Source organism: Chitinophaga sp. 22308, from assembly GCF_052045305.1.
Classification (GTDB): Bacteria; Bacteroidota; Bacteroidia; order Chitinophagales; family Chitinophagaceae; genus Chitinophaga; species Chitinophaga varians_A.
In genome coordinates, this window is sequence record NZ_JBQEOP010000001.1 from 1,031,658 (window position 1) to 1,058,089 (window position 26,432).

Sequence of the window (26,432 nt, forward strand, 5' to 3'; positions counted from 1 at the left end):
CGCATCATTAAAATGTACTGTTATGTCTATGTCATCAACAACGATTCACTGGTTCCTGGCATGTAAAGCATCGGATGTGCCGTCTAACGGCGGCGTATGTGTGAAATATGGAGAGGAACAAATCGCCCTGTTTTATTTTGCCCGTAAAGACGAATGGTATGCCACGCAGAACCTTTGCCCGCACCGCAAACAGATGGCCCTGAGCCGCGGTATGACCGGCACGCTAAAGGATGAGCCCAAAGTGGCCTGCCCTTTTCATAAAAAAACATTCTCACTGCTTGACGGGCGCTGCCTGTCAGACGAAACAGAATGCTCACTTAACGTTTATCCGGTAAAGGTAGTAGATGGCCAGGTGTATATAGGCGTAAATGAAGAAACAGCAATGGTAACAGTATAAGTTGAAACCCGGCAGCGGGCAGGCTGGCCGGGTTTCGGATCTTATATTGATTGGCTCAAATAAAATCAACCAAAGGTACATGAAAAAATGGTTTCAAGGCGGGATCCCCTGGATACTGCCAGGGCTGCTGCTGTCGCAGCACGGCTATGGCCAGTTTACACTGGGCGCCCAGTTGCGTACCCGCACAGAACTGCGCGACGGACAGGGCGCTCCCAAACTACAGGGAACATCTCCCGCTTTCTTTACGTCCCAGCGTACCCGCCTGATGGCCGGACTGAACACTTACCGCCTGAAGCTGGGGCTAACAGTACAGGATATACGCGTCTGGGGACAGGACGCATCCACTATCAACCGCACCACCACGCCTGATAATAACGGCTTCATGCTGCATGAGGCCTGGGCCGAAGTCCTGCTGACGGACACCGTGACAAAGGACCGGCGCCTGGCGCTTAAAATAGGCCGGCAGGAACTGGTATATGACGACAGCCGTTTGCTGGGCAACCTCGACTGGCTCCAGCAGGGGCGCCGCCACGATGCCCTGCTGGTAAAATATGAAACAGCGGTATGGACCGCACATGCAGGACTGGCATTTAACCAGAATAAAGAATACGCGGCGGGAACAGTGTACAATCCGGTCCCACCCGGTAACTACCCCGCGAACACCAACGGCGGCGGTGCCTACAAAAGCCTGGAATTCGTATATGTGTCCCGGAAGTTCAGGCAAAGCAACCTTTCTTTTCTGCTGCTGGCAGACCAGTTCCCCAAATTTCATATAGACAGTACCGTTACCCCTGCCCAGAAAAAGTGGGAAGCGTCTGTACATAACCGTTATACCACCGGGCTGTATTATACCGGGCAGTACAACAACCTGTCGTGGACCGCAGCTGCCTATTACCAGGGCGGGACCAGCAGCAGCGCGCAGGATGTCAGCGGTTCGTTGCTGACAGGATACCTGCAATATGGTTTCAACCGGCGTGTCAGTGCAGGTGCCGGCGCTGATTTTACCTCTCCTGATTTTGATCCGTTGTATGGTACGCCTCATAAGTTCTGGGGGTATATGGATTATTTCTATGTGGCCAGCCCTTTTGGCAGTAAGGGATTACAGGACTATTACCTCCGGGGCAAATGGAAACCCGGCAGTCGGTTCACCGCCGGCGCCGATGTGCATGAATTCTTCAGCGCAGCAGCCATTGCCGGTAACGGCAAACGGCTGGGCACAGAAGTAGATATAACGGCGACGTATACACTGACCAGTATGATTGCTTTTGAAGCCGGTTACAGCCACTTCTGGAGCACGCCTTCCCTGGCTTTGATAAAGCAGGTCAATAATGCGTCCGGTAATAACAACTGGGCTTATGTGACCGTCAATATCCACCCTGAATGGCTGATAAACAAATAACCAAATAACTAAATAATTATGCCTGCTCTAACAACACTCAATATATTCCGTATTGATTCCATACAGATGCGGACTTTCCATATCGCCTGGTTGATGTTTTTTGTTTGTTTCTTCGGATGGTTTGGCCTGGCCCCGCTGATGCCTACCATCCGGGAAGACATGGGCCTCAGCAAGGCGCAGATTGGCAATATCATGATCGCCTCCGTGTCGGGCACTATTATCGCCCGGCTGTTGATTGGCCGCCTCTGCGACCTGTGGGGGCCGCGCAAAACGGCGGTCCGCCTGTTGGTACTGGGTTCGCTGCCCGTTTTCCTGGTGGGCCTGTCCAAAGACTATATGTCTTTTTTATTGTTTCGTTTGGCCATCAGCGTGATAGGCGGCTCTTTTGTGATCACACAGTTTCATACTTCCCTGATGTTTGCGCCCAACATCAAAGGGACGGCCAATGCCGTTGCCGGCGGTTGGGGCAACCTTGGCGGTGGCGTCACCAATATGGTGATGCCGCTGATCTTTGCCGCTATTGTCGGTTTCGGCTATACGAAAGGGGAGGCCTGGCGCTATGCGATGATACTGCCGGGGCTGATGATGCTGGGCGTGGCATGGCTGTATTATCGTTACACCAAAGATACGCCCGAGGGGAATTTTGATGAGATACAGCGGTCGGAAAAAGCGGACAGCATCGACTGGTCGGTGCTGCGTGACTGGCGCATCTGGGTGCTGACCCTGGCTTATGGGATGTGTTTCGGGATGGAGATCACTTTTGATAATGTGGCCTCTTTGCATTTTGTGGACACCTTTCATTTATCGCAGAGCAGCGCTGGTTTTTGGGCCGGCGTCTTCGGGTTTATGAACCTCTTTGCCCGTGCGCTGGGTGGCATGGCGGCAGACAAAGCCGGGGCCAAAGCGGGCATCAGAGGGAAAGGATGGCTGCTGGCAGTGATGTTGATGCTGGAAGGCACCGGTCTGCTTTTATTTGCCAGCGCTGGTTCGCTGGGGATGGCCATCGTTGCCATGCTGAGTTTTGCCTTGTTCCTGAAAATGGCCAACGGTGTCACCTACGGCATCGTGCCGTTCCTGAGTAAACGCAATGCCGGCCTGGTGAATGGTATTGTTGGCGCAGGCGGCAATATCGGCGGTATGTTGTTTGGTTTTTTGTTTAAATCAGATCATATCACTTATGTCGATGCTTTCAGCTACATCGGCATGACGGTGATGACGGTAGGCGGACTGGTACTTTTTACCCGTTTCACACCAAAAGCCGAAAGAGCCGCCGTTACAATAGAAGAAGCACCGGTAGTTGTATCCTGATCATTAATAAAAAAGGCATTATGCAGCCTCCTCTTAAAACGACCTGTTGTTATTGCGGTGTGGGATGTGGTATACTGGTCCATAAAGACCGGCAGGGAAAACTGCAGGTGGAAGGCGACCCTGACCATCCGGTGAATAAAGGGATGTTGTGTTCCAAGGGAATGAACCTGCATTATACCGTCATGGACACGTCTGACAGGTTGCTCTACCCTGAAATGCGCTACCACCGCAACCTGCCGCGGCAGCGGGTAAGCTGGGACCAGGCGCTGGAGCGGACCGCGGCCGTGTTCGCGTCCGTCATACGGAAACATGGCCCCGACGCAGTGGCGTTCTATGCATCCGGACAATGTCTCACCGAAGAGTATTACGTTGTCAACAAATTAATAAAGGGATTTATAGGCAGCAATAACATCGACACCAATTCCCGGCTTTGTATGAGCAGTGCGGTGGCGGCCTACAAGTTGGCGCTGGGAGAAGACGCGGTGCCCGGCACTTATGAAGACATCGAAAAGGCTGATTGTATTTTGGTGGCCGGCGCTAATCCCGCGTGGTGCCATCCTATTCTCTGGCGGCGGGTAGAAGCGGCAAAGGCGGCCAACCCCGGACTGAAGATCATTGTCAGTGATCCACGTGTTACGCAAAGCTGCAGCATCGCAGACCTTCATCTGCAAATTAACCCGGGAACAGACATCGTGTTGCATCATGCCATTGGAAGGGCATTGATCGAAAACGGCGATATCAATGCTGCTTTTATCGATGCGCATACGGAAGGATACCTGAAGTACGAAACAACGGTGATGGAACGCACCGTTGAAGAAGCAGCGGCCATCTGCGGCGTTGAGTCCGCTGCTGTCTATGAAGCGGCGGAATGGATCGGCAAAGCAGGCGGCTTTATGTCCTTATGGACAATGGGATTGAACCAGAGCGCTGCCGGTACCAATAAAAACCTTAGCCTGATTAACCTGCATCTGATCACCGGGCATATCGGGAAGCCGGGCAGCGGCCCGTTCTCGCTTACCGGTCAGCCGAATGCGATGGGCGGCCGTGAAGTCGGTGGCCTGTCCAACCTGTTGCCTGCCCACCGGTTGCTGAGTGACCCGGCGCACCGCCGGGAAGTGCAGCAGTTCTGGGGTGGCACCACTATCTCGGAAAAGCCCGGCCTTACAGCCACGGAAATGTTTGACGCGCTGCACGACGGCCGCCTGAAAGCAATCTGGATCATGTGTACCAATCCGCTTATCAGTCAGCCGGACGTGCGCTTTGCGGAAGCGGCGCTGCAAAAGGCGAAGTTCGTGGTAGTGCAGGAAATTTCTTCCAAACCGGAAACGCTGCGTTATGCGGACGTAGTGCTGCCTGCTGCCGCCTGGACTGAAAAAGAAGGCACTATGACCAACGCGGAGCGCCGTATCAGTTACCTCGGTAAAATCACAGAGGCGCCCGGAGAGGCACTTCCGGACGCGGAAATCATTTGCCGTTTTGCGCAGCGGATGGGTTACAAGGGCTTTGACTACGCCACAACGGAAGATATTTACAAAGAACATGTACAACTGACCGCCGGTACTAATATCGATATCAGCGGACTGAACTACGATATCCTGAAAGCGCAGCGCAGTGTGCAATGGCCTTACCACATGGGAAAAGGAACGCCGCGGCTGTTTACCGACCACCGGTTTTATACCGGCGCCGGCAAAGCGGTGATACACAGCTTTGAAGATGACCACCGGTCGGAACCGCTCACGCCGGAATGGCCGCTTATCCTTACCACCGGCCGTATCCGTGACCAGTGGCATACGATGAGCAAAACCGGTAAGGTAAACAAGCTGAAACAGCATATCGGCAGCGCCTTCCTGGAAATACACCACGAAGATGCTGCGGAGCGGAACATCACTGATGGCGACATCGTAACGGTAACGAATATTCGTGGTCAAGTGCAGGTAAAAGCCCGCGTTTGTGATACGATCAAAAAAGGCGTGGTGTTTCTGCCCATGCACTGGGGGAAAATACTACACAACGATTTACACCGGGCCAATAACCTCACCAGCAAGCGGCTGGACCCTATTTCCAAACAACCGGATTTTAAGTTTGCCGCCGTACAGGTAGCACGTTACCGGAAACCGGTACAGAAGATCGTCATCATTGGCGCCGGCGCCGCTGCCTGCGGGTTTGTGAAATCGTACCGTGAACTGAACACCACCGACGAGCTGGTGGTTTTCGGCAAAGAAGACCAGCCGTTTTACAACAGGGTGATGCTGCCGGACTATATCAGCGGCGCCCAGTCCTGGAAACAGCTGGTGAAGATGACCTACAGCGAAGAGAAAGCGACCGGCATTACTTTGCACAGGGGAGTCAGCATTGTGGATATCGACCGTTCACAAAAGACAGTAAAGGACAGTAATGGTAACGTACATACGTATGATCTGCTGATACTGGCCACTGGCAGCCGTGCCGCTACTTTGCGCCATGTGCCGGCACTGGAAGGCATCTTTACCATGCGTACCCGCTACGATGCGGACGCCTTCAAAGCCCATGTTGATCCGCAGAAAGGAAAGGTAATGATCATCGGCGGAGGGCTGCTGGGCATAGAGCTGGCGGCATCCCTGAAAGAGATGGGGATAGCGGTAGGGCTGCTGCAACGTACCTCCCGGCTGATGGACCGGCAGCTGGACACATTGGGAGGCCAGCTACTGTACCAGGAACTGACAGACCGGGATATCGAGATTTACTATAATGATGAGGTAGACCGTTTTTCAGGGCAAGGACAGCTGGAAGGCATTCACCTGAAGAGCGGCCGCTATATTGCCTGTCAGGCTGTGGTGATGTCTATCGGCACGGTGCCCAATATCGAGCTGGCCAAAGCATTGCAGTTGCCCTGCGACCGCGGTGTGATCGTGAATGAATACCTGCAGACCGCCGATCCGGATATTTTTGCGATCGGTGAAATAGCCTCGTTCAAAGGGATGTTATACGGCATTACCGCAGCAGCGGAGCAGCAGGCGGCGGTGGTGGCACGCTATCTGAACGGCGATATCGGCAGCTACTACCAGGGTTCACTGACGATGAACATCCTCAAAATGCACGGGGCCGATTTCTGCTCACTGGGCATGGTGGAAACGCCGGATGATCCGGCTTATGAAGAAGTGGTGTTTATCGACAAAGCCAAACGTTATTACAAAAAATGTATTATTCACCAGGACAGGCTGGTAGGCGCTATCCTCATCGGCGATAAATCGGAGTTCCCCGAGTTCCGTGATCTGATACAGCAACGTATGGAGCTGTCAGACAAACGGCTGGAACTATTGCGTTCCGGCAAAAAGGGGACACCCGTTATCGGCCGGCTTATTTGTTCGTGTGGCAATGTAGGCGAGGGGAATATACAGGAGAGGATAGCTTCCGGCTGTCATCAGTTGCAGCAGCTGTGCGAGGCTTCCGGCGCGGGAATGGGCTGTGGCAGCTGTCGTTCGGAGATCAAATCAATACTGGAAAAAAGCCTCGCTGTTCCGGTATCTGTACCGGTTTAATTATGGCCAGACAATCACATACCATACAAGTCAATTTCAGGGGCGGCATTATTCCGCCCGGCATATTGCTGGAGCTGCTCGAAATAGCGGAAGCGGCTACGGTCACGCAGGTACGCTTCGGACTGCGGCAGCAGCTGTTGCTGGACGTGCCATATAAGCTGTTGTCGGCTTTTAAAACCGCCTGTCATGACCGCCAGATAGATCTTTCGGAGTACCCAAATATGCTGAGCACTTATCCGGCTGCCGGCATTTTTCTGCATGATACCTGGCTGGTGGAGGGAATCTATAAAGATATCTTTAACCAGTTTGATTATCTGCCGCTATTAAAGGTCAACATCTGTGACAGCAAACAAACTTTTGTTCCGCTTTTCACCGGGCATATCAACTGGATATCGTCGCACACGGCCCACTACTGGCACCTGTACCTGCGTTTGCCCGGCAGCCAGGAGCTGTTTCGCTGGCCGGAGCTGATTTATACCAACAGCATTGCGGCTGTCAGCAAAGCGGCGGAAACGCTGATGCTGCGCGGACTGGAGCCTGCCGCTGTTTTTAATGACATCAAAGCGCTGCTTTCCTATATTTTTCGTGAGAGCGATGGAGAGCCGGAGTTCCCTGCTTTCCATCTGCCCTACTACGAAGGGTTTAATAAGCAGGATAACAGCTACTGGCTGGGGATCTATCGCCGGGATGAAACGTTTCCGGTTTCCTTTTTAAAGGAAGTATGCCGCCTTTGCATGGAAACCCGCACGGGCCAGCTGTACAGCACTCCGTGGAAATCGCTGGTGATTAAAAATATTGATGCCGGTCACCGGTATTTGTGGGATTATCTGTTGGGAAAATATGCTATCAATGTGCGGCATGCCGCCAATGAACTGAACTGGCAGGTGGAAGATAACAGTGAAGACGGACTGATTATAAAACGTTACATCATTCGGCATTTTGATGTGGCGGACGTGCGTACCTACGGACTGTGTTTCAGTGTACGGATGAAGGAGCAGACAAGCCTGTTCGGTAATATCGTGATCCGCAAAAAGGCGAGCCGTCATGGCAGCAAACTGAAATACATGCAGCGGTATGATATCCTCTATACCGCGGGCTTTAATGCCAATTCCGCTGTGCTGGCGCCTTATAGGGAAGATGTGTCCAAGGAGCAGCTGGGGCCTTATGTGGCTTCGTTATGTAAGTTGTTTTACGAACAAAGAAGCGAGACGGACATGCTGCAACATTTTGTAAAAGCGCAGCAATTGCCGGTAATGAAGGCAGACGCCGTGCGAAAGGTGCATCAGTGTGTGTCCTGCCTTACGGTATATGATGAAACGGCTGGCGACGAGTGGCAGGAAGTGCCTGCCGGCACATCGTTTACGGCTTTGCCTGAAGGTTACTGTTGTTCGGTGTGTGAAGCAGGGAAGGAAACTTTCCGGGAGATAGCCGTGACCGTTACGAGCTGATTTTTATGTTGCCCGGGATAAAAAACATACAGCCGTCTCCGTAAGGAGGCGGCTGTATGTTTTCAAAGCAGGTTTTCCGTTTATCGTCCCAGGAAGGTGTCTACCTGGTTGAAGAACCATTCAGGCTGATCGGTCATAATGAAATGGCGGGCATCATCTGACATCGAAATGACAGCTTGCGGGGCTTTCTGATATTGTGTGCGATAATTTCCCAGTACCATATCGCGGCCAATGCCATAGTTTTTATAGCCTATCCAGTCTGCCAGCACCAGCAATGGGCAGGTGATCAGGTTCAGCTGCTGCCGCAGGTCGGTGGTGTACAGTTCATACATCACCTGGGCCTGGGTAGGGGAGTGGCTGCGCATGGCCATGTTCATTACCGGTATGCGGTTGATACTGTCGGTGATGAGGCTGGGCAGGATCATCAACTGGTTGGCGCGTGTTTGTTCCGGTGTCAGGGTGGCCATGGCCTTCTGCATATTGGCGGCTATTTCGCGTGTTTGTTGCGGGGTGGCGTCCGGGCCCATGGCAAATGCCGGGAAGAAAGGGCCGGCGCTCACCGCTATCACTTTACCTGGCAGGTCCGGGTATAGGATGCCCAGTTGCAGCGCTATAAAGCCGCCGAGGCTATGTCCAATGACAGTCGGTTTGTCAAGCCTGTTGTCCCGGATAAATCCTGCCAGTTCGCGGGTGATGCTTATCAGCAGGCTGTCGGACTTGATGGGAGGCTGACCAGCAAACCCTGGCAGCGTCAGGGCATAACAGGTGTAATGGTCACGGTAATGTGCCATAGATTGCTCCCACACTTCGCCGGAGCAGTACAGGCCCGGAATAAAAATAACGACTTTGCCTTTGCCTTCTTTTTTGACGCCGAAGGAATAATGTTGTGCAGATACTTCAGGCCTGATCATCGCCAGGTACAGGCAGATGAACGTAAAAATGCGGACAGGTACGTATTTAAAGAATGGTATCATATGGAGTTGTTTTATCGGTTGATCCGGGTACAAAGTGAATTATTCTGCGGGGACGATAAAAATCAATTTGACAAGAAGCTGTTTATAACGGACGAAACATTGTTTCACGCGGATAATGCCTGCCAGGATACCCGGAAGCGGGGCAGAGAGGCATTTAATCCATCAGAAGACAGGTTTCGTCAATAAATGTTGTTAACTTCCCCGGGCCTTGCTACTTTACCGTACTTATGCGACGATTCTTTTCCACATATAAAGGAGCACATATCCTGTTTTGGCTGGCCAGCCTGTGTTTCTGGACTTATTCCACGTGTGCTACCTACCATGTGTCTGTAGGGGAGGCGCTGCGTAACAATGCTCTATACCTGTTTTTTCAGGCCATACTGGTGTATGCTATTATTTACTGGTTGATGCCACAGTATTTCTATCGCAGGCAGTACTGGCGGTTTGCGCTGACTGCCACCGGATGCTGGGCCGTGATGTCACTGCTGATTGCGTGGCTGATGTTGTTGCTGGTCAAAGGCGATCATCCCATGGCGAAGATAAGCGGCATTTTTTCTTTTGCCATCTATACAGCGATGACCAACTTTTATGTTTGTTTTGTATTTATTGCGGCTAAAACCATCAAGGAGCGGCTGGTGGAAGAACGGCATCAACGTGAAGCGGAAAAGGAACGGACCGAAAATGAGCTGCGCTTCCTCAAATCGCAAATGAACCCGCATTTCCTGTTCAATGCTATCAACAGTATTTATGTGCTCATCCGAAAAGACCAGGAGATGGCGGCCGGTACGCTGGCCACTTTTGCGGACATGCTGCGGTACCAGTTGTATGAATGCAATACCGAAACCATTCCGATAGAAAAGGAAATAGCGTACTTAAACAATTATGTGCAACTGGAGCAGCTGCGGAAGGGGAAAGCTTTACAACTGGATTACCAGGTAGGAGCGGATGTCCGTCATTTTTCCATTGCGCCGCTGCTGTTGATCCCTTTTGTGGAGAATGCGTTTAAGTATGTGTCTACCTATACTCACAAGGACAATCATATCCGGTTGAAACTGGACCACCATGATAATGATTTCCTGCTGGAAGTAGAGAACAGTGTGGAGCCGGTGACCAGCCGGCCGATGGTGAATGGCGCCGGCGGTATCGGGCTGGAAAATGTGAAACGCCGGCTGGAACTGATCTATAAAGGAAACTATGATTTACAGATCACCCCGGGTGACACTGTTTTTACTGTAAAACTGACCTTGAAAATAATATGAACCTGCGTTGTATCATTGTTGACGATGAGCCACTGGCCAGAGAAGGGCTGGAACTGTTGGTCAGGGAAACCGGCATTCTGGATTTTCTTGGCAGCTGCTGTAATGCGATGGAAGCCAGTCAGATGCTGGCACGCGAACAGGTAGACCTTATGTTTTTGGATATTGAAATGCCGCGTGTCCGTGGTATCGACTTTCTGAAAGGGCTGTCATCTCCCCCGTTGGTGATCATCACAACTGCCTATCCCAATTTTGCGCTGGAAGGTTTTGAGCTGAATGTATTGGATTACCTGGTGAAGCCCATCACACCGGAACGATTCCTGCGTGCGGTCAATCGTGCGCGTGACATGTTGACGATCAAACATACGCCCGCGCCGGAAGCGGATTTTTTCTTTATCAAGTGCAACAACAGCTACGAGAAAATCAACTATGACGATATTCTTTATATAGAGGGTACCCAAAACTATGTAACGATCAATACACAGCAGGGTAAGTTTATGACGCTGGCCACCATGAAATCAGTGGAGGAACAGCTGCCGGTATGCCGTTTTCTGCGCATACAGAAATCGTTTATTGTGGCGGTGAACAAGATACAGTCCTTATCAGGTAATGAAATTACGATAGGCACCCATAAGATCCCGGTAAGCAGGATTTATAAAGATGAGCTGATGCAGCTGATAGACAGACACCTGATCAGAAAATAATTGATTTGAAACTAAAAGCCCCGGCACTGGTGCCGGGGCTTTTAGTTTTGAAGGTATTTAATATTTGTCCTTTCGGAAAACGGGTGTCCATTTGCTTTTGGGTTCAAAATGTTTCCAAAGCAGCGCGGAAATTTCCCGGATCATGTTGACCGCCTCATTGTCGGCTGTCCACCGTTGGTCCTGGATGTTTTTGGTGCCGATATAAAATACATAGTCCCCGTGTGGCGCATTGACCAGCACTACTTCCGAGCGGGATTCGTTGACAGAGCCTGTTTTAGCGGCGGCCTGCACATATGGCGGTATCTGGGTGAGCGCCTGTTCGTCGTAGTAGCCTTTGGTCATCAGTCGGTACATTCGTTCACTGGAGGGGCGGCTGATGATTTCTCCCCGGAAGATTTTTGTCACCAGTGTCGCCATTTCACGCGGGGTGGTCTGGCCCCAGCCATATATTTTCCGGTTCTCTTCCCGGCCGGGAGTACGGGAATTGACGCGGGTGTCTTTTAAACCATATTTTTCCAGCAGGGCGTTAACGGCCGCGCCGCCGCCTGCCAGCTGCTGATTCCAGAGGGAAGTGGTGTTGTCGCTGTAAGCCATCATTAAAGCAGCAAGTATGCTGACTTCTGTTTCGGAGCTGTCTTTGAAGAATTGCATCAGGCCGGAGCCGCCGGTTTTGGCGGAGTCACGGTATATCAATGTCTGGTGGTAGCTCAGTTCTCCCTTGTCCAGTTTATCAAACAGTCCCACCAGCAGCGGGATCTTTACAATACTGGCCGTCGGAAAGATGGTGTCTGCATTGATAGCAGCCCATTCGCCTGTTGCTAACTGTTGCACATATACGCCGGCGGTGCCTTTGAACTTATCGACGATCTGCTGCAGTTCCTGTTGCAGCCGGGCATCCGGCTTTTTCTTCAGTTGGGAAAACGTAATGGCCGGCCATAGCAGCAATGCCAGCAGCGTGAATCTATGCATGGAATGATGAAATTGTACGGCAAAAAGATAGAAAGAAAAGTGGAGGAATAAAAGTACCTTTTCCCTAAGTTCAGCGCAGTCCCCATATTTCCTGTTCCAGTTTATTTCTCAGGTTGGTGAAAAATACACTGAACAACGGGATAGTTTTAGGCCATGATGCCTCCAGTGATACGAGGTATTCGGTGGGTGTTTCCTCAATAATCAGCCGGCCATCGGTAAAATCAGCGAACTTGCCCCGGTGACGGCCCACCCTGAAGGCAGCGCCCGAAAACCTGACCATATTATCTTCTATATATACCTCGTCAGCACCTCCAAGGCGGATCTCACGTTCGTAGAGAGTTAACAATTGGTCGAATGTAACGCCGCGTATCTGTGCCTTGATGAAATAGGTAGTAGCAATGGGCATATTTAATTCGGTATAAGGGATAAGATGAAATAATTTATATTAGCGTGCTCAAAATATATAAAACCTATGAAGAAATGTTTGTTTGCCTTTGTACTGAGCACCACATTTTTAGCCGTACATGCACAGGAAACTTTAGAGACGGTTACACAAAGAGGGAAAACCACCACGCAACGAATCGTCTTGGGCACCGTTGACGATGGAACTACCAAGCTTCAGTTAATGGATGGTGGCATGACGATCAACGGAGGCCTGAACAACCAGAGTACCCGCCCTCCGCTGACAGCCGGAACGGGGTATGAGATCCGGGCAAGGAGCAAAGATTATCATACATTGGATGACGGCTTTCTGCGGTTGACGGCAGGCGGAGGTACCGATTTGCATGTAAAATCCTTTATTGAATTGTCTGGGTACTCCACCGTCCCTGAGATGAACCAGAATATTGTGATAGGGACAGCCGGAACAGAGCGGATACGCATCAATCCCAATGGTTACGTAGGTATCGGTACCAACAAACCCTACGCGATGTTATCTGTAGCAGGTGACATCATGGCTAAGAAAGTGAGAGTAACGCAGACCGGCTGGGCGGATTATGTATTTGACTCCGCGTATGTACTGCCATCACTTGAAGCAGTGGAAAAACATGTCCGTCAATATAAACATCTCCCGGAAATCCCGGCAGCAGCAACTATCCTGAAAGACGGGCTGGACCTGGGCGATATGCAGCAGCAACAAATGAAGAAGATAGAAGAGCTGACGTTATACCTGATAGAACAAAACAAGAAAATGGAACAGCTTCAGCAGCAACTGCAGCGACAGGAAGCGCGTATTAAAGAATTGGAAAAGAAATAACACATGCAATATTCATTACCTTACTTCGAGGAAATGAACCTGGCTCAATTGGAAGAGTACTACCAGGCGACGACTGCATCAGGCCTCAAACTTGATCTGAACTTTGAGCACACCAGCATTGATGCAGGAATGGCAGACCTTATCAAGTCATGGTTGCAGGACATTGAACAGCTGGATAACCAGAACATATTGGCTATTCAGCATGATTTTACCACCGGTGAAGGTGAAACACGCGATTACATCCGTTTTTATATCGAAGAACTGGAAAATGAGGAAGTGGCAGGTATCATTGGGGATGCGGCGAGTGACGAAGAAAAGTCAACTGCATTGTTACAAAAGCTGAGATTAAAACGCGTAGGCTTTTATCCTGATGGTAAGTATGGTACCGCCGATTTCGCAATTTTCGATTATACCATCGATATCAATGGAAAACCCTGTGACCAACTGCTGGTGCTGAAATGGAAAGAGCCGCGGCAGTTGGCTGAAATCACATGGGAGAGCTGACCGTTGCCTCCTGTTGCGCTATCTTCCGTTGTTTATTGCCCCAGCTGCTTAGCTGGCTTAAAATGGGTTCCAGTTCCCGGGCGGCATCAGTCAGTTCATATTCCACCCGGGGCGGTACTTCCGGATAAACAGTCCGTTTTACCAGTCCGTCCTGTTCCATCGTTTTGAGCTGTAATGTCAGCATACGTTCAGTGATATACGAAAATTCTTTTTTAAGCTCGCTGTAGCGCATTTTGCGTGCGGCGAGCTTATCCAGTATCAGGAGTTTCCATCTGCCGCCAAGCATGTAAATAGCGTAGGTAAGATCGCAGCCGGTGATGCATTTTTCATTGCGGCTATAGGTCGAGTTTTGTTTTCTGTTTGCCATGACGCACATATTTGTATGTACCACACAATTGATGGTATACAACATAAAATTAACAGTTGCTGTTTACTTTTACAAAGAATTTCAAAACAACAGTTATGGACCTCTATTTAAAAGGAAAAACAGCAGTAGTAACAGGCGCCAGTCAGGGCATGGGACGTGCCATCACCAAAGAACTGGCCCTTGAAGGCGTGAAAGTATTGGCCACCGGAAGAAATGAAGATTTATTGAACAGCCTGCGCGAAGAAGTAGTGGCGGCAGGAGGCGTGGAACCGGTGATATTATCGCAGGACTTTATGGCGACCGATGCGGCGGAGAAAATAGCCGCAGCGGCATTCGCAGGATTAGGGCATGTGGATATCCTGGTGAACAACGCCGGCAAAAGCGTGCCACTAGACGTCATCGGCGCTGACAAAGACTGGGATGCCTCTTTCCTGCTGCATTTTGACCGCCTGCGACAGCTGACGCAACAATTCCTTCCTCAAATGATGGAGCGCCGCGACGGTGTTATCCTCAACATCACCAGCACCTTCGAATTGCGTACCATCAATGCATCTTCAGTGGCCAAAGCCGCCGTAGTGGTATGGTCCAAACAACTGGCCGGAGAACTGGGCAAATATGGCATCCGGGTGAATAACCTGCAGCCGGGCCTGATAGATACGGAAAATATCCGTCCGTTTTTTCAGGGGGAGGAGCGTCAAAAGTTTGCATCAAAAGAAATACCACTGGGCGATTTCGGGGAAACACAGGACATTGCTAATATGGCAACATTCCTGGTGTCACCCCGTGCCAGGTACGTGACCGGCACCATGGTGGGAGTGGATGGTGGTCTGCGCTATAGCGCGTTTTGATGAAGGTTGTCACTGCAAAAGGCGCCTTTGCAGTGGCCTGCCGGAAGATAATGCTTTTGGCGTTTTTTGTGGTATTTTTGACATACCATGTCCACCGTATTACAACAACACATCCGTAAGTTTGTGGATGTCAGTGATGAAGACCTGACTTCCATCCTCTCTTATTTTGAAAAAGTTGCATTGGCCAAGAAGGTCAACCTGCTGGAAGAAGGCAAAGTCTGCAAGTATGACTATTTTGTAGAGAAAGGCTGCCTGCGGTTGTTTTTTGTCAATAACAAAGGCGTGGAAAAAACAATCCAGTTTGCTATTGAAAACTGGTGGATGGCGGACTATACTTCGCTGCAATTGCAAACACCTTCTGAATTCTATATACAGGCTGTGGAAAAATCCGAAGTGCTGGCCATCAGTGTCGCCAACCGTGAAACAATGCTGGCGCTTCATCCCAAGATGGAACGTTATTTCCGGCTGGTACATCAGAAAGCGCATGCTGCTGCACAGTACCGCACCCGCTACCTGGGAGATTATTCCAAGGAACAGCTCTATCTTCATTTCAGCCGTAATTTCCCGGAGTTCGTGCAACGGGTGCCGCAGCACCTGTTGGCTTCCTACCTGGGCCTCACCCCCGAATATCTCAGCGAACTAAGGGCCAGACGTATTTCTTAATCCAGCTTAAGTTTTTCCGGTAGCCGGCGTTGTAGTTTTGTGCTGTACTAAAAAAATAACAGCCATGAGTCAACGTCTCCATATGAAAAGATTAATCCCGGAAGGATATAAAGCCATTCTCGCCATGGATACTTTCCTGGCACACAGCCCGCTGAAAGAATCCCACAAAGACCTGATCGATATACGCACAGCGCAAATCAATGGTTGCACCTATTGTATGGACATACACAACCGTACGGCGTTACAGCACGGAGAAAGCAGCCAGCGGCTGTTTGTGCTGAGCGGCTGGCGGGAAGCCGGCCTCTTTACGGACGAAGAAAAAGTGGTGCTGGCCATGACGGAAGAAATCACGCTGGTCCACCGGCATGGACTGAGCGATGAAACGTATCAACTGGCCTTGCAGTATTTTGATGAGACCTACATCTCCTATCTGATCATGGCGATCATCTCTATTAATGCTTTAACGAGGGTAGGGGTGAGCACACGTATGGAAGTGGTGAAGGTCAATAGTTAAGGCGGTTTAGCCCATGCTACGGAACAACACATCTGCATCTTCCTGTTTGCAGAGCGTGGTACCGGGATGCATCGTAGCGGCAGTGCCGCAAGCCACACCGTATTTTACTGCCTGTAATATATCTTCGCCGGCCGCCAGTTTGGTGACAATACCAGCCACCATGCTGTCGCCGGCACCTACGGTGCTCAGCCGCTTTACAACAGGGGCCTGTATGCGATGCACCTTTTTTCTGTCTACCAGCATAGCACCCGCTGCGCCCAGGGATACTACGAGGAACTCACACCCTTCCTGATCAAGCACCTGTTGTGCTGCATGCACGACCTCTTCCCCTGTCAGCTTTTCTTTACCTGTCAAAGCAGCCAGTTCTCCCAGATTGGGTTTCAGAAAATACACGCCGCTATTGGCAGCCAGCTTCAGGGGTTCTCCTGATGTGTCTACCACAAAGGCAGCGCCGTTTTGTTGCGCGATACGCCCTGCCACACTGAAGGCATTGGCAGGCACGCCGGGTGGCAGACTGCCGCTCGCCACCACAAATGCGGCATCCCGGGTGAGCGCCTCGAGGCGTAAGTGGAAATGCTGCCATTCCTCCTGCGTTACCTGCGGCCCCGGCATATCCAGCAGAAACTGTTCTTTAGTGGAGTTATTGTATAGGATAAGGTTCTCCCGGGTGATACCGGCAATCGGTATCCTGATAGATGCCACCAGCTCCGCTTCCAGCAGGTCATGAAAGAATGCCCCGGTATGCCCGCCTGCCAGGTATACCGCTGTGGCCGTCCCTCCCAGTTTTACGATCGCCCTTGCTACATTAACACCGCCTCCTCCCGGTTGGAAGATCGGTACAGAACATTTCAGTTTCTTATCCGGCAGCAGCGCCGGTACAACGGTGCTTTTGTCCAGCGCCGGATTAAAGGTGATAGTGACGATTCGTTTCATACGTCCTTAACTTTTACTGAATTTTCAAACAGATGTACAAATTTATGCGTTTTTAGCGGACGACATTTGTGTAGTCAAACAGTTCAATTGTATGAGCAATCGCAGAACATTTATCAAACAGACCAGCGCCGCCGGCGCACTCAGCGTTTTACCCTTTACGCAACTTTTTTCTGACAGCCCAAAAACAAAAATCATGAATAATCCTACTCACTGGGCCGATGGTTCCCGGCTGGTGGTCTCCGTGTCCATGCAGTTTGAAGCCGGCGGCCAGCCGGACAATGCAGAAAGCCCTTTCCCGCAAAATATGCAGCAAGGCTTCCGTGACCTGCCCGCCGCTACCTGGTACCAGTACGGCTACAAGGAAGGTATTCCCAGAATGCTGGACAACTGGGACAAACTGGGCATTAAAGTGACTTCCCACATGGTGGGCACAGCAGTGCTCAATCATCCGGAACTGGCGAAGGAGATCGTTCGCCGCGGCCATGAAGCAGCAGCGCATGGGATGAACTGGAGTTCGCAGTACAACCTTTCTTATGAGGAAGAGAAGAAGTTTATCAAAGACGGTGCAGACGCCGTGAAACAGGTAACGGGCGTAATGCCCGTAGGATATAACGCCAACTGGTTACGGAGAGGAGAAAATACCCTGAAGATATTACAGGAACTGGGTTTTATTTATCATATTGATGACCTGAGCAGAGATGAACCTTTTGTGATACAGGTCAACCGGAAAGATTTTGCCGTAGTGCCCTACACCCTGCGCTGCAATGATATCCTGTTGATAGAAGGGAAAAATTTCTCTGCCGGCCAGTTTGTTGAACAGGTGAAGATGGAGTTCGACCAGCTGTACCTGGAAAGTGCGCAACGCCGCAGACAAATGTCCATCAGTTTTCATGACCGCATCGGCGGTACCCCGCAGATGGTGAAAGCCGCACATGACATCATCCGTTATATACAAGACCACAAGGGCGTGAGCTTCAAACGTAAAGATGATATTGCGAAAATGATATTACAGGATAAAACGGCGGTGAGGGAATAGTCCCTCTTCCGCCGCAGGTGCCACTGATAAAGGAAACAATGTCTTAACAATTATTTTATATGCGATCTTACCGGCTGCTGATTACTTTTGACATATGGCTATTGAAAAGGAAGGACTTCCGGATGAAGGGCTGCTGGTAGAAAGGCTGCGTCAGGGCGATGAAAAAGCTTTCCGCGCGCTGTATGATTTCTATTGGGAGAAGCAGTACGACCTCGCTTATTACAAGCTGGGCGAGAAAACATTGGCGGAAGAGATCACCCAGGAAGTGTTTGTGGCCCTGTGGATACAGCGCGAAGCGCTGGACCCCGGAAAGCCTGTGGGCGCCTGGTTATATGGCGTTGCCAAAAACAGGATCCTCAACACCTACCGTAAACAGTTGTCCCACCACAAATACCTGCAACATGCCCCCCTGCAGGAGATTACCCATAACACGACAGAACAATTATCTTTTAATGAGCTGAATGCCGCCGTACAGCAAAGGATCAATGAACTTCCCGACAAATGCCGGGAAGTGTTTACCATGAGCCGTATACAGGGCTTCAATACACAGCAGATCGCTGAAATGCTGAACATCTCCCCCAAAACTGTCAACAACCACCTCGTAAAAGCACTCCGCATAATGCGGGTGAACCTGAAAGACTATATCGCGCTGTTGGTCCTCTTGTCTATCCGCAGGTAACATTAATTTAACGCAGCACTGCGTAGGTGTAAGTCCTCACTTGCGGTAAGTATGATTGACACCGGCCATCAGCCGGCGTTGTAATTACTACTTCCATGCAGGACAGGAATGAATTAAACAGGCTTATAGATAATTATCTCAACGGAAAAGCCACACCGGAAGAAACCATCTGGCTTAATAGCTGGTTTGAACAGCTGCATATGCCCGGTAAAGACCAGGACGTTAATCGCCGTGAACTGGGACAGCGCATTTTTGAGGCCGTGCAGGTACAGCTGGATATGGCCGCGCCGCAGGAAGAAACGCTGACTGTTCGCCGTAGCTCACGCGTGGTACGGTGGCGTATTGCCGCTTCCGTTATTTCAGCCGCGCTGGTGGCCGGCGGTGGCTGGTGGTACCAGTCGGCCGTGAAAACACGCAAGCCGCTCGCCAAAATGCTGGACCTGCGCACACAAGGCGGACAGATGACCAAAATCACGCTGACAGACAGTTCTGTGGTATGGCTCAATGCCAACAGCCACCTGCGGTACCCGGAAGCATTTGCTGATGACCGCACGGTATATCTTCAGGGAGAAGCATATTTCGACATCCATCCTGATCCCGGACATCCTTTTATTATCGAAAGTGGCGGCTACAGGACCAAAGTACTGGGCACCGCTTTCAGTATCCACGCACATGCGGCACCACAAATATACAAGGTGACCGTAGCCTCCGGAAAGGTGGCCGTGTTTAAATCGGCTGACAGCAGCCGTATCGCATACCTCACCGCCGACCAGGAGCTGCGCATCAATGAAGATGCCGGCACCCAACAGGTAAGGACCGTACACGCACAAACGAAAATGTCCTGGAAAGAAGGAAGCCTTACCTTTGAAAAAGACTTCCTGTCGGAAGTGGTGATATCTCTTCAAAGCCGCTATGGCGTGACGTTCGCCTTTAAAAAGACACAGCTGAAAAATATGGAGATCAGCGGCATTTTTGATCATTCCCAATCACTCAACGATATCCTGAAAATATTAAGTAAAGTATATGGCCTGCACTTCAGCCGGCAGGCAAACGGTATTATACATATTTCCTGATCATTAAAATCCATAGCATGGAAGAAAGATTTACATAACGCGGCAAAGAAAAAACCGGATCACGCAAGCGTACCCGGTTTAAGGTGCGATGCTGATGATACCAGGCCTGAGAAACCGCATCATCGCGTCGCTGTCATTAACTAACCCGAAGGATTAACTAATTAACAAGGTAAAAGTATGAATTTTTTCCTGGGGAAACCCTGCGCTTATTTTAAATGGGTTATGCGTATCTCCTTTTATGTAATGGTGGCTTCCATTGTTACAACAAACCTGATGGCCAGTGTGAGCACCAAAGGGCAGTCCGTGGAACGGATACGCCTCTCGGCCGATTTCAGGAAAACGCCGCTCCGGACAGCACTGGAACAGCTGTCTGCCAGGTCCGGTATCCGGATCTACTTCAACGATGAAAAAGTGGATAATGCGCAACGGGTGTCTATCCATGCCGACGATGCGCCACTGCTGGAGATCCTGGACAAATTGCTTGCCCCGGCCGGATTGGCGGCACAGGTGTATAGCGACAATAAAATCACGATCGTGCCCCTGAGCGCCATTCCTCCGCCGGTGAAAGGTACCGTAACGGATAAAAACAACGGCACGCCCCTGCCGGGCGTAGGTATCCGCATCAAAGGCCAGAGCGGCGGCGTTATCACTGACGGCTCCGGCCATTTCAGCATCAGCATCCCGGAAGAAGGTGCTGTACTGGTGATCTCCTATATCGGTTACCAGCAACAGGAACTGAAAGTAGCAGCAGGCACCACCTCCCTGCAGATCGCGATGAAACCTTCCCGTACCCAGCTGAATGAAGTACAGGTACAGGCCCGCCGTAAAACCAATACGGAAGCTTCCGTCCTCGCAGAAAGAAAAGCCTCCGCCATCGTGCAGGACGCCATCTCTGCGGCCAACATCGAAAGAACGGCCAGCATCACCACCACCCAGGCTTTACAACGGGTGTCCGGTGTTACCATCACTGACGATAAATATGTGGCTATCCGCGGTCTGGGCGACAGAAGCGTGATCGGACAGCTCAACGGCGTACGCCTCGCCTCTTCTGACCCGGACCGCAGCGCTATCCCGCTGGACCTCGTGCCGGCAGCCCTGCTCGATAATATCACCATCTATAAAACCTATACTCCAGACAAACCGGCCGATGCCGCTGCGGGCATCATCGAACTGAAAACCCGCTCTGTGCCGGATACGGCGGTGCTCAGCGTTGTCGCGCAGACTGGCTTCAATTCCAATATCGGACTGGGAGGCAGCATCAACAGCTTCAACAATGCAGAGCCCGGTTTCCTGGGCCAGAAAGTGAAGCAGGCAGGCCTGTCTAAAGACTTCATTGCACTCGGTAGTCAATACCCCGGTGGATTTTCACAGGTGCAGTCCATGATCGCCAACAGCGGCAACGACCCGCAGCTGAAGCAGGAAGTGAACCGCATCAACAATATTATGCACGGCTTCGACCCGGTGCTCACTACCCGTTATACAACAGCGAAAATGAACCAGCTTTACTCCGTGACCTACGGCAACAGCTTTAACGTTTTTCGCAAACACAAACTGGGCGTGATCGCTGGTGTCAACTACTATCAGCGGGCGACAGACATCCACGGCGGAGACCTCACCCAGTGGAGCATCTACCAGGGCGTACTTACTGGTAATAACCAGGTGAACAGCACCCGTATCATCCCTAATTATATCACACCTAATAACATCAACCTGGGGAAGTATATCTCCTACAAGGAAAATACCGGTACCTCCACGCTCAACTATGGATTTCTCGGAGGCCTCACTTACCGCTTTAATCCCCGTCATGAAATCAGTATGCAGTACATGGGCAGCAGGGGAGCGGAAGTACAGGCGACCAATTTATACGGCGCCTATGAGTACACCGGTTTATCAGGAGATGTGAGCAATATCGTGTATTCGCTGAAGCGCAGCTACCGTACCCTCAATACCTTTAACCTGCAGGGGGAACATAAACTGACAGCGGGCGAATACGCGCCCCGGTTGAGTTACAACTTCGCCACCTCCACTTCCAGCCAGGATGATCCGGATTACCGTTTTGTGAACCTCGCGGCTTACACGCCTGTTGGCGGCGGTGCTATCAGCGTGCCTGGCAGCCTGCCTAATTCTACCGGTGTTACCGGCACACCTGTATATTATTCACTGGTGTCCGGTTATGTGAATGGCTATGGCCCCTACGGTATCATCCAGGCAGATCCCAACGGCCGTCGTTACCGCAGCCTGAAGGAAACGAACTATAACTACAAAGCCGATCTGACGCTGCCTTTCCGCCTGCTGGGCAAACGGCAGGAATTCAAAACAGGCGTCAACTACCTTTTCCGCGACCGTCAGTTCAGGGAAAACGTGCTTTCATTGCCAGGCTCCAACTTCTCTTCCACCGGCAACCAGGCGCTGTATACCGTTCATGGCAACCTCGATCGACTCGTAGGCTACGATCAGATCGGCATCAAACAACCAAACGGCCCTGTCGGGGAAGGACAGCCTGCTGTTGGCGGGTTCCTGTACAACGCACAGAAATCTCCCAATAACTATAAAGGCTCCTTTGAAACACGCGCTTTCTATGGTATGCTGGACCTGCACCTGCTGGACAACCTGCGGTTAACAGGTGGTGCCCGTTTTGAGCTGACCGATATCCGCACGGCGGTGGACACTGCCGGCGTTTTCCTGGACCCTGCACTGACCACCCCCAACAAAGACGGGCAGACCGTGAAGCTGGTATTTACCCAACCTTACTCTGTCTACAAAACAGACTATAAGCCCTATTATTCCCTGAACCTTACCTACACCCTGCAGGAAAACATGAACTTCCGCTTAGGGTACAGCACCACGCTGGCAAGGCCGGAGCTGCGTGAAATCACCAACGTGTTTGAGTTCGATCCCTTCCAGTTTGCACTGGTAGTCGGTAATCCCAAACTGGTGAACCAGTCCACTACCAACTACGATTTCCGTTGGGAATGGTTCCCTCATCCCGGTGAAGTGATCGCCGCTTCTGCCTTTTACAAACAGATAGACCATCAGCTGACGAAGGTGTACACCCAGAACTCTGCCGGCCTGGACGCCCGTTTCCCTGAGTTTCCGGCCATCCGCTTTGAGAATGACCCTAACCGTGGACAGGTATATGGCATCGAGCTGGAAGTAGTGAAAAACCTCGGCAGATGGTGGTATCCGCTTCGGAACTTTAATCTCGGTTCCAACCTGTTGCTGGCACAGAGTGAAATCAAAAAGTCACCTGAACGGCTAAACGATTCCAGGATCGTGGACCGCCGCTCCCCGTCCAACAGCCCGCTGTTTGAACAGGCGCCTTATTCCATCAACGCTTATCTGAACTATAACAACCCGCGCACCCGCACAGACCTCACCCTTACGTTCAACGAAGTAGGTGAGCGGCTGATACAGATCAATCTGACCGGTGAGCCCGACCTGTACAGCAGGCCTGCACCGGTACTGGATTTTGTTTTCAGTCAATATCTCACCAAAAGGTTACAACTGAAAGGATATGCCAAAAACATTCTCAACCCCGCCTGGAGAGAGGTATATGCCAATCCCGGCACCGGAGGGAAGTACTACGGTAACATGTATATCCGTCGCAGTTATTTCAGAGGCACTGAATTTATGCTGGGATTGAATTATAATATTTTCTAAAGGGAAAGACCGCAAAATGAAGATAATGCAAGCAGTAAAATATTTTTTCCTGACATTCCTTCTTGCAGGGCTATGGGCCTGCAAGAAAGACAAAGCGGACTACCTGTTCCGGGAACTGCCACAACAGCCGCCGCTGACAGCATCCACCGTGCGGCTGATGAACATGGGACGGACTGCCACAGAACTGATCATCAATGATACGCCACTGACCAGTTTCGTACAGCCTAATATCGAAGGGTACTTTCTCGACGCACGGCCTACACTGTATTTTCAGAACGGTCGTATGGGCAGCAGTTATACCATTCCGCAGCGGTTTATCGGCGCTAACGGGAACGCACATATAAAAATCGGGAGCATGATATACGGTCATAAGGAACTGATATATCCCAAGGAGTTTGATATCCATGAGGATGTGAACAACCCGACCGATTTCTACAATGTGCTGTATGGCGATCATGGGGGCAGCAATATACTGGGTGATGACTCGCTGTTTGCCATTCCTCGCTCCATATCCCCGCCGGCCAACCCGGAACATTTCAAAATACGCCTGCTGAACCTCAGCTCCGCACCGGATGCAGCGTCTCTTGAAGGAGATATGTCACTCGTATTTGCAGACGGGACAAAAGTAAGCGCCACTACCAACAACATCGCCACCGGGAAATATTCAGATTATATAGAACTGCCTTATGGTACTTACCAGTTTAAAGTGATGACCAACGACGGCAGACTGCTGCCGGCCGTGAGAGTAAATGCTGATGAGTTGTTGAGCGTTGTTAACAGAACGACAGGCACCATGACAAACGGTAACAATCCCGTAGTAGATACCCGCCTTACGTATGCGCCTATACGTACATTTCAGCCCGGTGGTGTTTATACCATCATGGTATGCGCCAGCATGAGCTTTAGCTCGCTCGATGCCGGCAGCAGTTCTGCTTCTCCGGCAGGTATCAACAGCTATCGTATCATTGCAGACAACAAAGAAGCGTTAAATATCACCTATGGCCGTTTACAGGCGGTGAATGCCATGCCCGGTGTATCTGTTTCTGTCAGCGTGGACAGCAAGCCCCTGCAGGAAGGTGCTATGGCTTTTTCCAAAGCTACCGGATATAAAACACTGGTCAACGGTACACATACCGTGCAGCTCACAGATGCCAGCGGTAAGAAACTCGCCGAGCAGTCCCTGACCATACAGGGCAGCGATAACTATACCGCCTGGGTGTACCCGGGAGAGAATGGTCAACCGGCGATGAAGCTGGTGGCCAATAACCTCAGCGGTAGCTTTTATCTCAGCAGCAACCCCAAAGGCGATGACGGCAGCAATGACCAGTATACTTATTCCATGCCGTTTAAGATACGTTTCCTGAACCTTACCACTGATATCCCTGAAGTGACCTTCACAGGCGCCAATGGCGCGCTGCTGAATGATTTCCTGAGCTTCAGAGGCAGCAGCAGCCAGCATATCAGTAGGAGACAGGTCATCACTGATCAGCCGTATATCTTTTTCTCTCCTTTGACGGGCATCAAAAAGCTGGGCGTATATGCTTCCCAGCCAGGCGTGCTGCCGGGTGACTGGATACAGGAAATTCCGCAGCTGTCCGGTACTGATTTTATTGCCCGTCCGGAATTATATGCCGGCTTGCTGCCCGCTTATGAAACAGGCGTGTATACCGTAGCGCTGACAGGTAGCCTGCATCCGAAGAATGCCGGCGAAGCCGCTGCCAGCATGATTATCATCAAACATAACCAATAATGGCCCATGAAGCAGGAATATAAAAACAAGATTCATTTTTTAGGGGGACTGATCGCTTTGGTTTGTATCCTGGCAGCAGGCTGCCGTAAAACGGATTTCCCGGATGTCAGTTCACCCGCTTATCTCCGGGTGTTCAACTGTCTGACCTATAACGTCACTATCGACAACAAAGATGCTCCGCAACCTTTCCTGACCATGCTGATAGACCCGGTGCTGGATGCTTCCGGCATGCCTGTCAACGCAGACGTTACCTTCGATTTTATGACCACCAGGGGCCCGCTGGCAAGACCATACCCCGATGCCGGCAATACCGCCCTGTGGCAGAAGGAATTTCCCGGTACGGCAAAAATACCCGTAGGCCCTATCGTGAACGGCTACGACCTCTCCGGCTACGGCATGGTGAAAAGCGGCAGCCACCGGTTTATGTTCATCTCACGGCCACGCAGCAACGACCCGTTCTACTCCCTGCCAGCCAGCGCCAGAAAAGGCATACTGGTGGATACTACTGTCAACCTCGAACAAGGCGAGATCTATACGATGAACATACTGGAAAAATCTGTATACACAAGGAAGACAGGGCTCTACCTCCGCAAGGAAATATTCGCCAAAATCCCGTTGTCGGATTCACTGGTGTACACCAACTTTTACAACCTGAGCTCAGAAGGGTATGCGCAGACCTTTGTATTCGATGATAACAGCAAAAACACCTGTATCAGGGATACCATGAACATCTTCTATACGCTCTATGCAAAAGACCGGCAGAAGATCAAAGGATATACGAATGCCTTCATGACCGGCATGACCCGCTCACAGGAACCTGTAGTGCATCCTTACAGCAACTTCCCGCTGTTCCCGGATTCTACCGCCAACCATATTTATGCCGGTACGTCCGGACAGATGTTCAATATCCTTAGTCCTGGTACGCCGCCTGACCAGGGCGAACAGTCAGATGACAGCAAAGGTAACTACACCTCTTTTGCACTAGGTCCCGAAGCGCCGGCGGCCGTGTTCAACCTCGGTGGTGATGTGCGTACGGGCATGGTCATCTCTGTTTACTCCGGTATCTATAATCCGCGGTCATTTGCTACTGTCAACACCGTAGAATATGTGAATGGCAATATGTACATCACCACGCTGCAGCGCCGTTATGATCCGCCTGTCTATAAATAAACGAATC

23 protein-coding genes are annotated in these 26,432 nt (G+C 51.0%); 18 read left to right on the plus strand and 5 right to left on the minus strand.

Going from position 1 to position 26,432, the window contains the following annotated elements; translation table 11 throughout:
* The first annotated feature begins 22 nt into the window (after positions 1–22).
* The 5 genes from nirD to ACTJJS_RS04245 all read left to right on the plus strand — a co-directional run bounded on the left by nirD (position 23) and on the right by ACTJJS_RS04245 (position 8,070).
* Positions 23–397, plus strand: coding sequence for a nitrite reductase small subunit NirD (nirD, locus tag ACTJJS_RS04225; RefSeq protein ID WP_247654810.1), 375 nt, complete (start codon positions 23–25; stop codon positions 395–397).
* Positions 398–476: 79 nt separating this feature from the next.
* Complete coding sequence (locus ACTJJS_RS04230; protein ID WP_440662554.1) at positions 477–1,796, plus strand: alginate export family protein; 1,320 nt, start codon at positions 477–479, stop codon at positions 1,794–1,796.
* 18 nt (positions 1,797–1,814) lie between these two features.
* Positions 1,815–3,104: an MFS transporter gene (locus ACTJJS_RS04235; RefSeq protein ID WP_440662555.1), complete on the plus strand. Its 1,290-nt coding sequence runs from the start codon at positions 1,815–1,817 to the stop codon at positions 3,102–3,104.
* A gap of 20 nt (positions 3,105–3,124) precedes the next feature.
* A complete protein-coding gene (locus ACTJJS_RS04240; protein ID WP_440662556.1) occupies positions 3,125–6,622 on the plus strand; it encodes a molybdopterin-dependent oxidoreductase in 3,498 nt (1,165 codons plus the stop codon).
* A 2-nt stretch (positions 6,623–6,624) separates the two neighbouring features.
* On the plus strand, positions 6,625–8,070 hold the full coding sequence (locus ACTJJS_RS04245) for a rubredoxin (RefSeq protein WP_440662557.1): 1,446 nt from the start codon (positions 6,625–6,627) through the stop codon (positions 8,068–8,070).
* A gap of 80 nt (positions 8,071–8,150) precedes the next feature.
* Here the strand turns inward: ACTJJS_RS04245 and ACTJJS_RS04250 are convergent, their stop codons facing one another.
* Positions 8,151–9,044, minus strand: coding sequence for an alpha/beta fold hydrolase (locus tag ACTJJS_RS04250; RefSeq protein ID WP_440662558.1), 894 nt, complete (start codon positions 9,042–9,044; stop codon positions 8,151–8,153).
* Positions 9,045–9,271: 227 nt separating this feature from the next.
* Here ACTJJS_RS04250 and ACTJJS_RS04255 point away from each other — a divergent pair, with 227 nt between their 5' ends.
* Both ACTJJS_RS04255 and ACTJJS_RS04260 read left to right on the plus strand, forming a co-directional pair.
* Entirely contained in the window at positions 9,272–10,303 is a 1,032-nt protein-coding gene (locus ACTJJS_RS04255) for a sensor histidine kinase (protein ID WP_440662559.1), read from the plus strand.
* Entirely contained in the window at positions 10,300–11,004 is a 705-nt protein-coding gene (locus ACTJJS_RS04260; RefSeq protein WP_440662560.1) for a LytR/AlgR family response regulator transcription factor, read from the plus strand. Before ACTJJS_RS04255 ends, ACTJJS_RS04260 begins: the two co-directional genes overlap by 4 nt.
* Before the next feature lie 57 nt (positions 11,005–11,061).
* Here the strand turns inward: ACTJJS_RS04260 and ACTJJS_RS04265 are convergent, their stop codons facing one another.
* Together ACTJJS_RS04265 and ACTJJS_RS04270 are read right to left on the minus strand one after the other, a co-directional pair.
* Positions 11,062–11,973, minus strand: a complete 912-nt coding sequence (locus ACTJJS_RS04265) for a serine hydrolase (protein WP_440662561.1) — start codon at positions 11,971–11,973, stop codon at positions 11,062–11,064.
* 70 nt (positions 11,974–12,043) lie between these two features.
* Entirely contained in the window at positions 12,044–12,379 is a 336-nt protein-coding gene (locus tag ACTJJS_RS04270; RefSeq protein WP_440662562.1) for a hypothetical protein, read from the minus strand.
* A 66-nt stretch (positions 12,380–12,445) separates the two neighbouring features.
* Between ACTJJS_RS04270 and ACTJJS_RS04275 the strand changes: the two genes are divergently transcribed.
* Positions 12,446–13,228, plus strand: coding sequence for a hypothetical protein (locus ACTJJS_RS04275; RefSeq protein WP_440662563.1), 783 nt, complete (start codon positions 12,446–12,448; stop codon positions 13,226–13,228).
* Between the two features lie 3 nt (positions 13,229–13,231).
* On the plus strand, positions 13,232–13,732 hold the full coding sequence (locus ACTJJS_RS04280; protein ID WP_440662564.1) for a hypothetical protein: 501 nt from the start codon (positions 13,232–13,234) through the stop codon (positions 13,730–13,732).
* On the opposite strand, the gene ACTJJS_RS04285 is transcribed toward ACTJJS_RS04280, so the two are convergent.
* On the minus strand, positions 13,716–14,099 hold the full coding sequence (locus ACTJJS_RS04285; RefSeq protein WP_440662565.1) for a winged helix-turn-helix transcriptional regulator: 384 nt from the start codon (positions 14,097–14,099) through the stop codon (positions 13,716–13,718). The two genes, ACTJJS_RS04280 and ACTJJS_RS04285, sit on opposite strands and share 17 nt — an antisense overlap.
* A gap of 95 nt (positions 14,100–14,194) precedes the next feature.
* On the opposite strand from ACTJJS_RS04285, the gene ACTJJS_RS04290 reads away from it, so the two are divergent.
* From ACTJJS_RS04290 to ACTJJS_RS04300, 3 genes are all read left to right on the plus strand, one after another.
* Positions 14,195–14,947, plus strand: a complete 753-nt coding sequence (locus tag ACTJJS_RS04290) for an SDR family NAD(P)-dependent oxidoreductase (protein ID WP_440662566.1) — start codon at positions 14,195–14,197, stop codon at positions 14,945–14,947.
* An 87-nt stretch (positions 14,948–15,034) separates the two neighbouring features.
* Positions 15,035–15,610 carry a Crp/Fnr family transcriptional regulator gene (locus ACTJJS_RS04295; protein WP_343744880.1) on the plus strand — a complete coding sequence of 192 codons (576 nt, stop codon included), beginning with the start codon at positions 15,035–15,037 and terminating at the stop codon, positions 15,608–15,610.
* Positions 15,611–15,692: 82 nt separating this feature from the next.
* Positions 15,693–16,124, plus strand: a complete 432-nt coding sequence (locus ACTJJS_RS04300) for a carboxymuconolactone decarboxylase family protein (protein WP_211092516.1) — start codon at positions 15,693–15,695, stop codon at positions 16,122–16,124.
* A 6-nt stretch (positions 16,125–16,130) separates the two neighbouring features.
* Here ACTJJS_RS04300 and ACTJJS_RS04305 read toward each other — a convergent pair whose 3' ends face one another.
* Positions 16,131–17,057: a 1-phosphofructokinase family hexose kinase gene (locus tag ACTJJS_RS04305; RefSeq protein ID WP_440662567.1), complete on the minus strand. Its 927-nt coding sequence runs from the start codon at positions 17,055–17,057 to the stop codon at positions 16,131–16,133.
* A gap of 193 nt (positions 17,058–17,250) precedes the next feature.
* On the opposite strand from ACTJJS_RS04305, the gene ACTJJS_RS04310 reads away from it, so the two are divergent.
* The 6 genes from ACTJJS_RS04310 (at position 17,251) to ACTJJS_RS04335 (ending at position 26,425) form a co-directional block, all read left to right on the plus strand.
* Positions 17,251–18,093, plus strand: a complete 843-nt coding sequence (locus tag ACTJJS_RS04310; RefSeq protein WP_343744878.1) for a polysaccharide deacetylase family protein — start codon at positions 17,251–17,253, stop codon at positions 18,091–18,093.
* A gap of 94 nt (positions 18,094–18,187) precedes the next feature.
* Positions 18,188–18,772 carry an RNA polymerase sigma factor gene (locus ACTJJS_RS04315; RefSeq protein WP_168869086.1) on the plus strand — a complete coding sequence of 195 codons (585 nt, stop codon included), beginning with the start codon at positions 18,188–18,190 and terminating at the stop codon, positions 18,770–18,772.
* 95 nt (positions 18,773–18,867) lie between these two features.
* Positions 18,868–19,845 carry a FecR family protein gene (locus tag ACTJJS_RS04320; RefSeq protein ID WP_440662568.1) on the plus strand — a complete coding sequence of 326 codons (978 nt, stop codon included), beginning with the start codon at positions 18,868–18,870 and terminating at the stop codon, positions 19,843–19,845.
* A 222-nt stretch (positions 19,846–20,067) separates the two neighbouring features.
* On the plus strand, positions 20,068–23,505 hold the full coding sequence (locus ACTJJS_RS04325) for a TonB-dependent receptor domain-containing protein (RefSeq protein WP_440662569.1): 3,438 nt from the start codon (positions 20,068–20,070) through the stop codon (positions 23,503–23,505).
* A 25-nt stretch (positions 23,506–23,530) separates the two neighbouring features.
* Complete coding sequence (locus tag ACTJJS_RS04330) at positions 23,531–25,255, plus strand: DUF4397 domain-containing protein (RefSeq protein WP_440662570.1); 1,725 nt, start codon at positions 23,531–23,533, stop codon at positions 25,253–25,255.
* Positions 25,256–25,261: 6 nt separating this feature from the next.
* Positions 25,262–26,425, plus strand: coding sequence for a hypothetical protein (locus ACTJJS_RS04335; protein ID WP_440662571.1), 1,164 nt, complete (start codon positions 25,262–25,264; stop codon positions 26,423–26,425).
* Positions 26,426–26,432 lie beyond the last annotated feature (7 nt).

Bases quoted from the DNA above. Each gene is read 5' to 3' on its own strand.
- ACTJJS_RS04240 (WP_440662556.1), top strand. From the start codon at position 3,125: ATGCAGCCTCCTCTTAAAACGACCTGTTGTTATTGCGGTGTGGGATGT.
- ACTJJS_RS04335 (WP_440662571.1), top strand. From the start codon at position 25,262: ATGAAGCAGGAATATAAAAACAAGATTCATTTTTTAGGGGGACTGATC.
- ACTJJS_RS04255 (WP_440662559.1), top strand. From the start codon at position 9,272: ATGCGACGATTCTTTTCCACATATAAAGGAGCACATATCCTGTTTTGG.
- ACTJJS_RS04310 (WP_343744878.1), top strand. From the start codon at position 17,251: ATGAATAATCCTACTCACTGGGCCGATGGTTCCCGGCTGGTGGTCTCC.
- nirD (WP_247654810.1), top strand. From the start codon at position 23: ATGTCTATGTCATCAACAACGATTCACTGGTTCCTGGCATGTAAAGCA.
- ACTJJS_RS04330 (WP_440662570.1), top strand. From the start codon at position 23,531: ATGCAAGCAGTAAAATATTTTTTCCTGACATTCCTTCTTGCAGGGCTA.
- ACTJJS_RS04280 (WP_440662564.1), top strand. From the start codon at position 13,232: ATGCAATATTCATTACCTTACTTCGAGGAAATGAACCTGGCTCAATTG.
- ACTJJS_RS04270 (WP_440662562.1), bottom strand. From the start codon at position 12,379: ATGCCCATTGCTACTACCTATTTCATCAAGGCACAGATACGCGGCGTT.
- ACTJJS_RS04300 (WP_211092516.1), top strand. From the start codon at position 15,693: ATGAAAAGATTAATCCCGGAAGGATATAAAGCCATTCTCGCCATGGAT.
- ACTJJS_RS04235 (WP_440662555.1), top strand. From the start codon at position 1,815: ATGCCTGCTCTAACAACACTCAATATATTCCGTATTGATTCCATACAG.
- ACTJJS_RS04325 (WP_440662569.1), top strand. From the start codon at position 20,068: ATGCGTATCTCCTTTTATGTAATGGTGGCTTCCATTGTTACAACAAAC.
- ACTJJS_RS04275 (WP_440662563.1), top strand. From the start codon at position 12,446: ATGAAGAAATGTTTGTTTGCCTTTGTACTGAGCACCACATTTTTAGCC.
- ACTJJS_RS04245 (WP_440662557.1), top strand. From the start codon at position 6,625: ATGGCCAGACAATCACATACCATACAAGTCAATTTCAGGGGCGGCATT.
- ACTJJS_RS04230 (WP_440662554.1), top strand. From the start codon at position 477: ATGAAAAAATGGTTTCAAGGCGGGATCCCCTGGATACTGCCAGGGCTG.
- ACTJJS_RS04315 (WP_168869086.1), top strand. From the start codon at position 18,188: ATGGCTATTGAAAAGGAAGGACTTCCGGATGAAGGGCTGCTGGTAGAA.
- ACTJJS_RS04265 (WP_440662561.1), bottom strand. From the start codon at position 11,973: ATGCATAGATTCACGCTGCTGGCATTGCTGCTATGGCCGGCCATTACG.
- ACTJJS_RS04290 (WP_440662566.1), top strand. From the start codon at position 14,195: ATGGACCTCTATTTAAAAGGAAAAACAGCAGTAGTAACAGGCGCCAGT.
- ACTJJS_RS04305 (WP_440662567.1), bottom strand. From the start codon at position 17,057: ATGAAACGAATCGTCACTATCACCTTTAATCCGGCGCTGGACAAAAGC.
- ACTJJS_RS04285 (WP_440662565.1), bottom strand. From the start codon at position 14,099: ATGGCAAACAGAAAACAAAACTCGACCTATAGCCGCAATGAAAAATGC.
- ACTJJS_RS04250 (WP_440662558.1), bottom strand. From the start codon at position 9,044: ATGATACCATTCTTTAAATACGTACCTGTCCGCATTTTTACGTTCATC.
- ACTJJS_RS04320 (WP_440662568.1), top strand. From the start codon at position 18,868: ATGCAGGACAGGAATGAATTAAACAGGCTTATAGATAATTATCTCAAC.
- ACTJJS_RS04260 (WP_440662560.1), top strand. From the start codon at position 10,300: ATGAACCTGCGTTGTATCATTGTTGACGATGAGCCACTGGCCAGAGAA.
- ACTJJS_RS04295 (WP_343744880.1), top strand. From the start codon at position 15,035: ATGTCCACCGTATTACAACAACACATCCGTAAGTTTGTGGATGTCAGT.